The sequence below is a fragment of the Agriterribacter sp. genome (assembly GCF_035444585.1).
Taxonomy (GTDB): domain Bacteria; phylum Bacteroidota; class Bacteroidia; order Chitinophagales; family Chitinophagaceae; genus Agriterribacter.
The window spans coordinates 1-14579 of sequence record NZ_DAOMOZ010000122.1 but is presented as its reverse complement, the minus strand read 5'-3'; the positions used below and the strand labels follow the sequence as shown (position 1 = coordinate 14579).

Annotated in this window: 10 protein-coding genes; all 10 read right to left on the bottom strand. The window is 44.7% G+C overall.

The features are described from left to right. The coding region (locus tag PLH26_RS13450; RefSeq protein WP_324586545.1) for a hypothetical protein at positions 1–1361 on the bottom strand (1361 nt) is incomplete at its 3' end. A gap of 23 nt (positions 1362–1384) precedes the next feature. After that, entirely contained in the window at positions 1385–2191 is an 807-nt protein-coding gene (locus PLH26_RS13445; protein ID WP_324586544.1) for a hypothetical protein, read from the bottom strand. Positions 2192–2210: 19 nt separating this feature from the next. Beyond that, complete coding sequence (locus PLH26_RS13440; protein WP_324586543.1) at positions 2211–3569, bottom strand: MFS transporter; 1359 nt, start codon at positions 3567–3569, stop codon at positions 2211–2213. Positions 3570–3708: 139 nt separating this feature from the next. After that, on the bottom strand, positions 3709–4767 hold the full coding sequence (locus tag PLH26_RS13435; protein ID WP_324586542.1) for a glycoside hydrolase family 5 protein: 1059 nt from the start codon (positions 4765–4767) through the stop codon (positions 3709–3711). A 98-nt stretch (positions 4768–4865) separates the two neighbouring features. After that, positions 4866–6446: a RagB/SusD family nutrient uptake outer membrane protein gene (locus PLH26_RS13430; protein WP_324586541.1), complete on the bottom strand. Its 1581-nt coding sequence runs from the start codon at positions 6444–6446 to the stop codon at positions 4866–4868. An 18-nt stretch (positions 6447–6464) separates the two neighbouring features. Beyond that, entirely contained in the window at positions 6465–9608 is a 3144-nt protein-coding gene (locus PLH26_RS13425; RefSeq protein WP_324586540.1) for a SusC/RagA family TonB-linked outer membrane protein, read from the bottom strand. Positions 9609–9903: 295 nt separating this feature from the next. After that, entirely contained in the window at positions 9904–10158 is a 255-nt protein-coding gene (locus PLH26_RS13420; RefSeq protein ID WP_324586539.1) for a 3-keto-alpha-glucoside-1,2-lyase-like domain-containing protein, read from the bottom strand. A gap of 126 nt (positions 10159–10284) precedes the next feature. After that, a complete protein-coding gene (locus PLH26_RS13415) occupies positions 10285–12462 on the bottom strand; it encodes an outer membrane protein assembly factor BamB family protein (RefSeq protein ID WP_324586538.1) in 2178 nt (725 codons plus the stop codon). Positions 12463–12648: 186 nt separating this feature from the next. Beyond that, positions 12649–13560: a helix-turn-helix domain-containing protein gene (locus tag PLH26_RS13410; RefSeq protein WP_324586537.1), complete on the bottom strand. Its 912-nt coding sequence runs from the start codon at positions 13558–13560 to the stop codon at positions 12649–12651. 271 nt (positions 13561–13831) lie between these two features. After that, the coding region (locus PLH26_RS13405) for an aldehyde dehydrogenase family protein (protein WP_324586536.1) at positions 13832–14579 on the bottom strand (748 nt) is incomplete at its 5' end.

Below are 14579 nucleotides of genomic sequence, written 5' to 3'. Positions count from 1 at the left end.
CACAATGCGGAGTAAAATGGCAATGTTCCTATGCGGGTGCCAATCACACTCTCATTGCCCACTTCTAATCTTGGCTGCATCCGACTGTCCAGTATTTCTCCATGAAGCCCCTGCGCTCCTGCATAATAAACATACATCTTTCCATTTTCAATGATGGGCTGGTGCATTTGCCACATCATCCCTCCTCCGTAATCACCGAGAGGCGGATTGGGCAACGCCGGCCTTCTGTCCGGCCGCCACCAGTTTATTCCATCCCGGGAGGCTGCCATCTGGAGCGACATCGTTTTGTTAGAAGCATCGTAATAGGTGAGTATTCCTACAAATCCCTTGTTTACCTGAACAGGGCAAAGCTCCAGGTATTGTGCAAATCCCGCGTCCCGCCAATCCCGCTCAAAAATAATTTTAACCGGTTCCCATGTGGTTCCGTCGGCACTTGTACTGCGTCCTATTTTTCTTACCAACTGCTGGGCGTTATTATCAAAAGGGATCACCCTGTCACCCGGTTCTTTGGAATATTGCTTACAGTAAACCACATAGGTACCATCCGGTTGCCGGTAGAAATACGCCACATCGCCGCCTCTTCCTAAATTCAGGAGCGGTCCCGAAATCAATTCCCAGAGTTTACCGTCTTTAGACCGGTATTTGTAAATGCCCCTCTTTTCACCCTTTGGCGCAGGCAAATGCCCTACCCGCGTAGAGTCCGGACCAAGGAAAGGGTTTCGAATAAGATACATTTCATACGGCCATTCTTTATTCTCCGGGTCCACCAGCACAGAGGCGTACTGCGCTATGCCTCCTGAATTCATATCAAATAAAATATTGGTATGCCCGTAGCCCGGCCACTTTACAAGATCCAGTTCAGGACGATACCATGAAACCCCGTCTTTGCTCTCCAGGTAGGTCAGTCTTCTGAGCGATTCATGTTTACCATTGATTCCCTTCAATTCCGGTTCAGCAGGGGTAGACACCTGCCAGGCTTTCCACAAACCGTCTATAGGGTCGTGCAGCACGGTTCCGTGTGCCATTACGCCCCCGGCATCCCAGGGCATGGCAGGCTCCAACAGCGGATTTTTAGGATCAGGCACTCCTTCTTCCTGGCGCCAGTACACCAGCAACAGAGAGTCGAAATTGTCTGGCATCAGTAATGGTAAATTCCTGACAGGGCTTTCTTCAAGAGCGCTTTGTTTATTCTCTGAACTGCGGTTATTTTCTGAAGCCTGCCGCGTACACCCCAACATTAAAGCTGCACTAAAAAAAACGAAGCGCAAAAGATTCAGCTTCCTGTTGTTTTTATTTCTCTTTTCAAAAAAAATCCGCCTGACGAAAGTTGCCGGAAAGATCATGCAGGTTGAATTTTTCATCTTAAATTTTTAATTGATTATTGTTATTTGAGCTCTTGTACAATTATTGACTTCCCTTTTTTATCCACTCCAAACAGTATTTCCCTCTTTTTCTCTGATTTGTCTGATGCAATGCCCTGCCCGCCATTTACCGTTTGAATGGTTCTGCTATGCTGAAGCGTGTACCCCGAACGGGGGATTTGCAGAACGTATATTTCTTTACGATCGTGACCCGTAACATACAATTCTCCGTTCCTGTTCCATACTCCTCCCGAATTGCTGTAAGGCGCAAACCGGTTCAGTACATTTTCGGGATAAATCCAGGAGGCAACTCTTTCCCACTTTTTGGTGAATTTCACCAGATGGGTCCACCGGTTGTCCCTTCCTTCCGCAGAACGCCGCCCGCTGTAATTGGCAAATGCCACCCACCAGTAACCATCTTTTTCGTCTATCCATGTAACAGAGCCGCCGGCCAACCCGAAACTGTGGTTGCCTATATGCTGCATGGTGCGGATATCAAAAATTTCAATAGAGCTGGCCATAGGTGATTCCGGGAAATTGGAATGGGCGCAATACAGCCTGCCGTTCCGCACAATGCCACTGTTCAGGTGTTTCAATATGCCTTCTTTTTTACCGTTAAATAAAGAAACCATTCGTCCATCCGCTTTTTCGAATTTATATACCGAAGTATTGGAGATCGCATAGAAAAAAGACGCATCTACCGCAACACCCTGAAGGCGTATGGAATCGGGTATCTGATACCTTTTTATTTCCATGAACTGCTGGCTTCTGCCAACCAGTGTAAGCAAGCAGGTGTTAACGAGGAGGATAATAAAGCGGAAGCGATTCATGCCTTTTTTACATCAGATTTTAATTCTTCGTGAATATATTGTTGTCATCGGTTGCCCGGTGTACCAGTCGCATCTTACTTAACTGCACAGCCCTGCTGCCGGCGATCATCCGGGTGGTTACAAAACCCAGCACACCTCCCAACATGAGTGCAACGCCCACGATCCATAAGGCAATATTGTAATTGCCGGTAAGGTCCCTGATATACCCCATCAGCAAAGGAAGCGTAGCCCCGGCTATATTGGCCATGGCATTGATTAAGCCTATGGAACCCGCCGCCACGGGCCCGCTGGCCAGGTACTCGGTTGTTACCGCCCAAAAAACCGGTGTAACGGACCAGTTCAGTGCTACGGAAAGGATCAGTAGAATATAAGAAAACATTGACCCCGTATAGAGGCATCCTATCAATAATATCCCCGATAAAAGCAAAGGCATTCCCAGGTGAAAACGGCGCTCTTTCATCCTGTCGGAATGCTGCCCGTTTATATACATGAATATACACGCAAACAGAAAGGGCAAGCCCGAGAGCAGGCTGACAACAAAATTTGTTCCGCCTGAAACGCCCTTGAGTATCTGTGGTAAAAACAGCGTAATTCCAATGGTTCCGAAAGCCTGTAACAACCATACCAGGCTCAATATCCACACTTTTGAATCAGAGAATATACGCTGCCACGCCTTATCCTTTTTTTCTACGGGAAGGTGCGATTCAGCGCTTATCTTACCCGAAAGCCATTGCTTCTGTTCGCCGTTCAGCCACCGGGCTTTTTGTATGGTGTCGGGCAGGTACTTTAGTACCACCAGACCCAGTACAATGGCCGGGATCCCTTCAATAAAATAAAGCCAGCGCCAGCCTGCAAAACCAAAAATACCATGCATTTCCAGCAATGCACCCGAAATTGGCAAGCCTACTACAGATGCCAGCGCCGCCGCAATATAAAAGAATGACATGGCACGTGCGCGGTGATCTGTGGGGAACCACCGGCTGAGATAATAAATGATACCCGGTGTAAACCCTGCTTCGGCAGCGCCCAGCAGCAACCGCATGCCGTAAAGCTGTCCGGCTGTATTGATAAATGCCATTCCTACGGCTACAATCCCCCACGATACCATGATACGGGCTATCCATCTCCGTGCTCCCACCCTTGCCAGAATGATGTTGCTGGGAACCTCGAATATGATATAAGTAACATAAAATAACCCGGCACCAATACCGTACATGCGGGCCGACAACCCCAGGTCTGCATTCATCTGTAAAGCCGCAACAGAAATATTAGACCGGTCAAGGTAGGCTACCAGATACAGCAGCATCAGGAAAGGCAGAAGCTTCCGGGTTACAACACCCATCGTTTTCTTTTCAGATACGTTGATTTGATTCAGCATAATCACATTGTCTGTTTATTTAAAATTCACACCCGGCTTTTTTACTTTTCCAATACGTTCTTTTGTACAATCCTTTCCGGCGGTAAAGTCACCGGGCTCTCCCATTTGCTAAAGCGCCCCGATTACGCCTGCCGGACTCTTAATATCTTTGTATTAATTCCAGCATTTTCCGGTCGAGCTTCAACCCTTCATAATCCTCATATTCCACATCTTCACGTTCGCTGTTAAAAAACCCGCTCCCTCCTCTAAAATCCCAAAAAGCAAATCCAATGTCATGCTCTTTTAATACTGAAAGAACGGATTCTATATATTTCAGGGTCACATCATGAGGAGTAAACCTATTTACTCCCATTTCTCCGATGTGTACGCCAACCCCGCTGTCTTTAAGTTCGATCCAGGGGCGGTACATTTCCCTGATCGCTTTTACATCCCATATTTTACCCCGCTTATCAACATAGGGCCAGGTAGGCGGTACCGTAGCATTCCCGTATTCCTCACCTACCCAGGAACATTTATAATGGGTAACATATACAGGATCATATCCCCTGCCGCTTTGAGCCACTTCCAATGCCGCCAGTTCCTTTACGACATTCCTTCCACAACCATTTCCATCTGCAATGATCAAACGGCCGGGATCAATCTTCCTGATGGCCTCCACCGCAGCTTTCACCATTTTTATATACTTTGTATCTGTAGTAATCGGTTCATTCAGTAAATCGAAACTTAAGAGCTGACTGTTTAACCCTTTGTACCTTTTGGCAAACATCACCCATTGTTCAACAAATTGGGAAAGCATTTTATCATCATCAAATAAGTTGGGCTTTTGTTCCGGCGTGTTAACCCAATAGCCAGGGGCTTTGTGAATATTCAGGCTAATATGGATTTTATATTTCTTACCCCAATTTATGGCTTCATCAATTTCGAGTAAGGTCTTATGGTCGTATTTTTTATCCCCCCGGAACCAACACTCATAGCTCATTGGCAAACGTACAAAGTTAAACCCCAGCCTGTTGATCAACATAAAATCTTTTTCCCGGAAGGGCTGGTTGTTGTTTGCATCAATTTTTTCCAGAAGATTAAACCCCCTCCAGCGAGGCAGTGAATCGTACCGTATATCATTTTGTGCAGTTACAACCGATAGGCTACAAAAAAACAGTAATGTCCACCATACTAATATTTTCGGATCAATACGTTTCATAATTTAAAGTTTAGCCACGAATGCACAAATTTACACTAGCCTCTTCGCGCTCATTCGTGTATTCGTGGCTATTAATAACAATCCGGCTACATTCCTTCTTACCAGCCCGGGTTCTGTGTCAGGTTTGGATTGGCGTCCAGCTCTGCCTGCGGTATAGGATACAATTCCAATTTCGGAGAATACGGGCTCAATGCATTATTTAAAATCTGAGCCGGATCCATGGCGGAAATTTCATCCTGTAAAGTACCCCAACGTCTGATATCAAATACGGTAGTATATTCTCCCGTCAATTCCAGACGCCGCTCTTTCCTGATCTGTGCTCTCACCTCATCCTGACTGCCCACGGGGTATTGCGAAGCATTTGCCCGCTCCCTCACCCTATTCAGAAAAGGTACTGCCTGGGCCGTCTGCCCGGTTTCATTAAGCGCTTCTGCAAGGCACAGCAGCACATCAGAAAAGCGCATCTGTATTAAATCTGTGCTATAGTCTGTGGGAACCGACGCCTGGCTGGCTGCCAGCGGGGTTCTGCCAAACTTACTGTATGCGAGGCCTGTATAGGGTAGTAGCGTATTTCCCACTATGTATCCTCCCTGTGTTTCATTTCTATACCTGTTTGCAGAAAAATCATAAATAATACTGTCGCCTGCCGGCAGGGAAAGGTATCGGGCCATTGCGGTAACATTTCTGCGTATATCCGTGCTTTCGTAGAGATTGTAAAAACCCGGAGTTGTTCCATAAAGCGTTTGAGTAACGGTGCCTACCAAACCGGGAGGAAACAGAAAGTAAGGAACTATAGTTCCACTATGCGAATAGGTGGAGGTCCATAGATTAGTCCAGGCAAAAATCACTTCTTTATTTTTCCTGTTATTATCTGCGAACACGCTTAAAAAATCGGGCAATAAACCGAAATTATAGGTAGCCTCCCCGCTGCCTGTAATTTCGCTTAATTTACTAACAGCAAGCTGATAATATTCAGCTTTTTGTAAGGGTAAACCGGCGCCGGTAAGATATACCTTCCCGAGCAGGGCTTTAGCAGCACCTGCCGATATCCGCCCCAGATTATCATCCGTCCAGAAAGGTGGTAAATGTGACTCAGCGAATTTAAGATCCTCGATTATAAAATCATAGATATCCTGAACAGCCGCCTGGGTACCGAAGATCTCATCCTTCTGAGCTATAGAATTAACTTCTGATTTTATGAGGGGGACCCCGCCAAAGAGCCTTACGAGGTTAAAATAAGCATAAGCCCTGCTGAACTGCGCCTCAGCCTTATAAGTATTGGCAATGGCTTCATCGGATACAGCTTCGTCTGCATGGGCTACAACCGTATTAGCCCGCGCTATGGTTTGATAAATCCTGGGCCAGATATGGGTAACATTAAGATCAGTAGGGTTATGTGAAAAACCGTAGAACGGTGTGATCATTTGATCTCCACCCATACCGGCTGTAACATATTGCTGGCCAACTTCAGCCAGTATCCACTGGTAAAATATATCCCAGGGGGGATCAGCCCTCCAGCTATCGTAAACGCCAAGCGTGGCCTGTCTTAATCCTGCCTCGGTAGAAAACACCGTATTGGCAGAGAGGAAAGAATAAGCGGTTTCTTCGAGGTTCTTTTTGCAGGATACCGCACTGAAAACCATAAAAAGCAGTATCGGAAATATGAATTTAAATCTCATAGTATTATTTTTTTTGCATTAGAAATTACAGGATATTCCGAAAGTGTAAGACTTTTGCGTCGGATAACCCGCATAATCAATTCCCTGTTGCAGCAACGATCCCCTGAAAGAGCTTACTTCAGGATCAAAACCGGCATAATTAGTGATCGTTAACAAATTGGTAGCCGTAACCGAAAGCGTTAACCCTTTAATGGCTTTCAATTTCGGGAACTGATACAAAAGCGTCAGCGATTTCAATCTCACGTAACTTCCATCCTCTATCATTGCAGAGGTGATGTCTGTAAGACCAAACGGCGGATCAGCCAGAATTCCCGGATAACGCGGATCATTATGCGGGTTTTCAGCCGTCCAGCGCTTTTCATACCAATCCTGCGTTTGGTTGGTTACCTGCCCCGCCCAAAGAAGAAGCCCGCTATTGAGAAGCGACCTGGTAATATTAAGCACCTTATTACCTTGTGAACCCGTAATAAACACGTTAACACTCAGGTTTTTCCAGGTAAAATTATTGGTCCATCCAAAGGTAAAGTCGGGGGATGATTTTCCTAATACCTGCCTGTCTGCTATGTCTATCTTTCCATCCTTGTTGATATCCTCGAACTTGATTTGCCCGGGAACCTGCCAGGCTGCAGCGCCGGGATAAGGATAAACGGGTGTTCCGACATCGTCAAAATCATCGGTCTGAACAAGTCCTGCCAATTTATACCCGTAAAACTGACCGATCTCCTCGCCGGGTACCAGAATACCGTGTACCCCGCCAATCAGGTTGTTTCCTATTGATATATAAGTAGGCGCTGTTCTGTCGCCGAGGTTAATAAGCATATTCTTATTATGAGAAATATTAAACCGGGTAGAAAGCCGGGTATGTTTTTTGTCAATAATATCAGCAGCAATACTTAATTCAACACCTCTGTTGCGGATCGTTCCATAGTTATCCGTAATGGAAGCATACCCTGACTGAGAGGGCAGCGTTCTGGGCTGAAGCAGGTCGGTAGTAAGTTTATTATAATAATCGAAACTGAATGAGAGCCTGTTATCCAGCACGCTTACATCTGCTCCAATATTAAACTGCCTGGTCTTTTCCCATGAAAGATCTGCATTTCCAAGGCTGGACGGGTACATCGTTAATGTAAAAGCGTTATTGGCGCCCGTTGGATAAACCCCATTTACAAATTGCTGCAAAGACGAATAGGGTGCAATGGCCTGGCTTCCTGTCTCTCCGTAAGACGCCCTTATTTTTGAGGCATAGATGAAGTCAACACCTTTCATGAATTCTTCCTGGTCCAGGTTCCATGCTACAGCGGCAGTAGGGAAAAATCCGTATTTCCTGTTTTCTGCAAAAGGAGATGCTCCATCAGCACGTACCGAGGCATTTAAAACATATCTTCCTTTAAAGGAGTAATTGGCTCTGAAAAAACCAGACTGTATTTTACGATCCTGCCTGTAGGAGCTTATTTCCTGCCCCAATGCGCTTCCTATATTATTGATACCAAAAAAAGGGATTGTAAAATTTTCCGATTCTGCCAGGGTCTCTTCAAGAGTTTGGACATTGTATTCAGCGCCTAATGTAAGGTTCAGCCTGTGAATATCACTGAATGACTTATCATAATTAAGGTATGCATTTGTATTATAGCTGTACGTATTGGCTATAGCATTTTTGCCCAATCCGTTTTTAGGTTGTCCAAGAACCGTATTGGCGTCAAGAAATATTTGCCGCCTGGACAGATTTTGGTTCGTTCCCAGACTAACGACCAATTTCAATGCATCTAATATCTTAAATTCATTCTCTATATTTATTATAGAATAATCATTCTTCACCTTATCTATTTTAGACGTTAACTCGTTAACAGGATTGCCGAACCAAAACTGGCTGCTATTGCCGGGAAAACCGTAAGCATTAAACCCGAGGTAATCTACGGGAACAGTAGGCGACTGCCTCACCAGGTCTAAGAACCCGGCGCCTGTAGGCCATCTCATCTCAGTGCTGAAAGCCCGGTCTGTATGCTGCCGCACAAATGAAAATTGTCCCCTGATGCTGTACCAGTTGTTCACCTTGCTGCTGAGATTAGCACGCAAGCTCCCTTTTTTATTACCGGAGGCGCCGATAACGGAACCTACTTCCTTTATATAATTACCGGAAACATAGTACGAAGATCTGGATGTGCCGCCTGAAACAATAAGAGACAAATCTTCCCTTGAGCTTTGGCGCGTTGTTGCATCATACCAGTCGGTATTTGTAGTTACTGCGTCTATATCGCTGAAAACAGGTCCCCATCCAGAAAGCGCATTCCTTTTATTCATCACTTCCGCATACTGCCTACCCGTCAGCATTTTAAGCGGCTTACCAATGGTTCCGATTGAATAATTATTCCTTACTTCAATTTTTCCTTCTCCCGCCTTCCCCGACTTTGTAGTGATCAATATAACGCCATTGGCGCCCCTTGATCCGTATATCGCTGTAGCAGCGGCATCTTTCAACACTACCATGCTTTCAATATCTTCCGGGTTTATTCCATACAGCCCGTTTTGCGGATACGCATTCTTCTGTCCTTTTCTTAACGCTTCCGTATAAGGCGGCATCGGAAAGCCATCAACAACATACAGGGGCTCATTATCTCCGCTGAGTGAATTATTACCCCTGATCCTCACCACAGTCTGAGCCCCCGGCTCGCCGGAAGAATTAACCACCTGCACACCGGAAGCGCGGCCCTGTAAAGCCTGATCCAATGTATTGATCACAGCATTTTCAAAATCTTTACCCGATACTTCAGATGTAGCAGATGCCAAATTCTTTTTACTTTGTGAGCCATATCCAACAACAACCACGCCTCCTAAAGTGGAGGTTGATGAAACCATATGGATATTCCCCACATTTCCTGTATTATTTACTTTAATTTCCTTGTTCTCATACCCCACAAACGACAACACAAGGGTAGCTCCTTTAGTAACCTGCAAGGTGAACTCACCCTGGGTATCGGTAGTAGTGCCGGTGGCGGTACCTTTTATAAGTACAGATACACCCGCTAACGGGGCATCGTTTTCCAGAACAGTTCCGGAAACGGTTATTTTTTGCTGTGCGAACGTAAATAGTGAGAAAAAGAGGAGTGCTATGGAAAAGCATACCTTTTTGTTCTCCTGAAAAATCCGCGGTAACTTTTTTAACATGGCAATTAATTTAGGTTTGAAAGAAAATAGTTGTTGGTTAATTTTGGATAGTACATAGAGAAGGTCATTTGTCTCATCAAAAATATCTTCTTTGAATTCCGTAGTCTAATACAAAAACTGCAATGACTAATGCAATTTTGCCCTATATTAATTTTTGATTAACCTTATTCAAACAAAATCGATGAAACCAGTATTGATGAGACACATTGAAACGACCACCCCATCTTTTAAAGCTGAGCGCTATGTTTTATTTTCCTCGTGGTTTTGTAGCAAACCGTTTTTTTAGACCGCCCTTTTATAATGCTCTTATCCGGATATTCCGAAAACTAACTTCACTCCCGTGATCTTGCAATTTGATAGCGGCTTTATCATGAAGCTCATGGCGCGGGATACCGATATACCGGATCGCTCCCTGGATTTCAAAATGGTTGAGCGTTAACACGCCATTATGCACTAACGCAATATAGGCCGGCTTTTCAACGCTGCCATTGTAGCGAAACCGGGGAGCATAACAGTCTCTTGCTATACTGCTCCGGACTGTATGATGCAACGGGATCATATAGTGATATCCGTACCGAAAGTACAAAGCGTACCAACTGCGGGATATAAGAGCAATATCAGGTAGCGGGTGGTTTGCCGTTTGATTGAAGGAGAGGTTTTATCTCCCCCGTTCCGGTTATTGTTCAGTAATATTATCGGGCAAAGCAAAGGCAACATAGCTGCTGCCGGACCGTGTGCCCAACTTTCCGCCTCCGCAGGCGATAACCACATATTGCTTTCCGTTTACTGCATATACTGCAGGAGTTGCAAAACCCGCTGAGGGAAGCTGATGTTCCCAAAGAACCTCTCCGTTTCGTTTATTAAATGCTCTTATCTTTTTGTCGGGTGTTCCCGCAATAAACAGCAATCCTCCTGCGGTTGTAACAGGACCGCCGTAATTCTCTGTTCCCGTTTTTATTCCTTTGGGAGCAAAGTCCGGATGATCGCCTAAAGGTACTTTCCATTCTATATTACCGGTATTGAGGTTAATGGCATTGAGGGTGCCCCACGGTGGCTTTACTGCAGGATATCCTTCTTTTGTAAGAAATTTATTATACCCGGTAGTTGCGTATGGAAGTTGTAAGTATTGATCATGATCGGTTTTAACTGCTTCAAAATTTTTATTATAATCGCTCTTCTTTTCCAGTATATAAATTTTTATAGCTTCTTTTTCCTGTGAGCTCAGGTAATTGAATGCCGGCATCCTGCCTTTACCCGAGGCCAAAAGGGAAGTTAGTGTTGCATCATTATGTTTAGTTCGGATATTTTTGAGAGATGGAAAATTATCAGACCCCTCCCTGTCTTTTCCATGGCAGCTCATGCAATTTTGCATATATAACCTTTTGCCTGCTTCTAAATAGTTCTCATTTTTTCCCGTGGTCAACGGAATTTCGACCATCGTCAGTACCCACGGCATTTCATTTGAATTGATATAAATCATTCCCGTTGCCGGATCAAAAGAGGGACCTCCCCATTCAGCTCCTCCATCATAACCCGGAAAGATAACGGTTCCCTGTTGGGAAGGCGGGTTGAACATTGCTCCTGTACGGTAAGACGCCAGCCTTTGTTTAATATCCTGATACGAGGAATCCGGGACCAGGTCATTTAAGTCATTCTCAGTAAGGCTCTGCCTGGCAAAGGGCTTTATGAATGTGGCAACAGGCTGGGTTGGATTCATTTTCTCACCTGCAATATCTGTTTGGGTTGGAACGGATACTTCTTCTACAGGATAAACCGGCTCCCCTGTTGCTCTGTCAAATACAAACAGCATCCCTGATTTTGTGGGCTGTGCAACCGCATCAATTTTTTCCCCGTTCCTGTTTATGGTAACCAGGGCGGGTGGAGTAGGAAGGTCTCTGTCCCAAACATCATGATGAACGGTTTGAAAATGCCAGATGCGCATGCCTGTTGCGGCATCAAGAGCAATTATCGAATTGGCAAACAGATTTTCACCGGTCCGCCGGCCTCCATAAAAATCGTACGAAGCAGAGCCGGTGGGCACATATACGATCCCTCTTTTTTCATCGAGGCTCATCCCGCTCCAGTTATTTGCTCCCCCAATAAATTGATATGCAAGGGTATCGTCCCAGGTATCATATCCAAACTCTCCGGGGTGAGGGATGGTGTGAAATATCCATTTTTGCACGCCTGTTCTTACATCATAAGCACGGATATGCCCCGGGCCTGCGTCTGTTCCTTCAGAAACGATAGAACCGATTATGATAAGATCATTATATATCATGCCGGGGGTGTTCATGGTAATGGGGAAGTTGGTATGTCTCCATCCCAAACCGTCATGAAGATCAACCCGCCCGTTGTTCCCGAAGGCTTCAATAATTTTCCCGGTACCTGCATTTACGGCTATTAATTCATAGCCTACTGCATAGAAAAGCCGTTTATCTTCTTTTCCATCTGTCCAGTATGACAAACCCCGGTTGGTACTCGGCACATTGATCATTTGCTTTGTTGGCCGTGTGCTGTCTTTCGGGTTGAATATCCACTGCATTTCTCCTGTGGCTGCATCTAATGCGAATAGTTTTAACCGCGGCGAGGTACCGTACAGTACACCATCTATGACAATGGGGTTACACTGGATTTGTGTGCCTGCCATGCTGTCTATATCTTCTGTTTTATATATCCATGCTACCTGGAGCCGTTGTATGTTAGTAGTGTCAATTTGTTTAAGTGATGAGTAACGAATGGTTTCTTTTGTTCCTCCGTAGTTTTCCCATTTGCCGTATTTATCTTCCGGATGTATGCAGGAACCATAGATCAATGTGAGAATTGAGAATATAATAAACTTTTTAAAGATCATATCGTCCGTGCTGAGTTTGGTTTGGGTATTTACAGTCAAACTGTATTTGATGGCGCTTTCTTATGATCCAACGGGATCATATAGTGAATCGGTACCGAAAGTACAGAGGGTATCTGCTACGGGATATAAGGTTCTTATCCTGTTTTATATAAAAGTTATCATAGGAAATGGAAGACCTGCATTATTTTAATTATTATATACAGGCAGTGAAAGATTTTCCCGAAAAGCAGCTCGTTTCTGAAGCGGGCTCACCCCGTACTGTTTTTTGAATACCTGGCAAAAGCGGGAAACGGAACTGTAACCGCATAGAAAGGCAATTTCAGTGACCGGCTTATCGGTTTCTAAAAGGAGGCTGGCGCCATGTGACATCCGCTGCTCTAAAAGAAATGCTGAAAAAGATTTTTGTGTGCGGCTTCTGAAATATCTACAGAATGATTGTTCTGTCATGCAGGCCATCCTGGCGATTTTTTTCAGCGTAATCTGTTCCGAAAAATTATTTTTAATATAATTGATGACTTCTATTAACCGGTCACCGGAAGGCGGTTGCGTTGCGGCACCGGCGGTTTCATCTGTTATCCTGATCACATCCTCTGCCGAAGAAAGGATATGCAAAATCTGCAGCATCTCTTCAAACCTGTAAAACCCGCTTTTCTGTACACAGGATAAGAGCTTTTTACCGATGAGATCCCGTGTTTTTCCGATAATTTGTATCCCGCAGGACGTTTTTTCAACCAGGGCTTTAATATCGCTCAGCTCAATGATATTATCAAAGGAGCCGGAGAATATGTCAGGGCTTAAATATGCCACAATGGATCTGGAATGCAATATGGAATTTTCTTTATAGAAGGTTTGATCGCTGAGCCATATATGAGGAACGTTTGATCCTATAAAAACCATATCCCCGGAGGTAAAGGATTCAACTTCATTGCCGATTATCCGTTTGCCGTATCCTTCAATAATATAAACCAGTTCCAACTCGGGATGTGAATGATATGATGGCTGGATATGAAACGGGGAAGAAAAAAAATCTCTTTCTCTGTATTCAATAAAGAAAGCAGACCGGATAAAGGGAGTGATCTCGGTTGATAATAGTTTCATACGCAATCGTATTGCAGCCTAAATTAAGACTAATTTCACGAATCAGCCCTTTCGTCGGGCACATTTACTTTCGGCGAGAATAGTTCAAATTTTCGCATAGGCAAAAGCTCAACGATAAGTAGAGAAACGTAATATAATAGTCATTATAGAACTTCAAATAGTTATGGAGACAACGTTTTTCCCGCGGCGATGCGGCCGCGCCACGGCGAAGTATTTGTTATTGTTTTCTTTGCGCCCGCTGCACCTTTGCGCTCGCTGCGTGAAATCTTTATCAACGAACATTGCCATAACAGATGTATTTTAGCTCGGTATACTCTTCTATTCCGTACCTGGAACCTTCCCTTCCTATGCCGGATTGTTTTATGCCCCCGAATGGCGCCACCTCTGTTGATACAACGCCTTCATTGACTCCTACAATGCCATATTGGAGCGACTCTGCTACTCTCATACACCTGCTCACATCATTGCTATAAAAATATGCAGCGAGTCCATAAATGGAATCGTTGGCTATTTCGAGCGCTTCTTCCTCCGTGCTGAATTTTATGACGGGTGTAATGGGCCCAAATATTTCTTCTGAAAAAAGTTTCATTTTTTTTGTAATTCCACTCAGAACGGTTGGCTCATAAAAAAGTCCACTGAATGTACCGCCTGCCAGGCATTGGGCTCCATTAGAGATGGCATCCTCTACAAGGCGCTTTACTTTATTCAGGGCTGCATCATTGATCAGGGGACCTATTGAAATATTTTCTTCAGTACCGTTACCGGTGTTCATCTTTTGTACTGCTGCCACGAGCTTATTAATAAAAATGTCATAAACAGGCTCCTGCACAAGGATGAGATTTGCACATATACAGGTTTGCCCGGCATTCCTGAACTTTGAAGATATTACGCCGTTTACAGCATTATCTACTGAAGCATCATCAAAAATAATAAAAGGAGAAGTACCTCCCAGCTCCAGGGATAGCTTTTTGACCGTTCCGGCGCATTGGGCTGCAAGGATCCTGCCGGTTCCTGTAGAT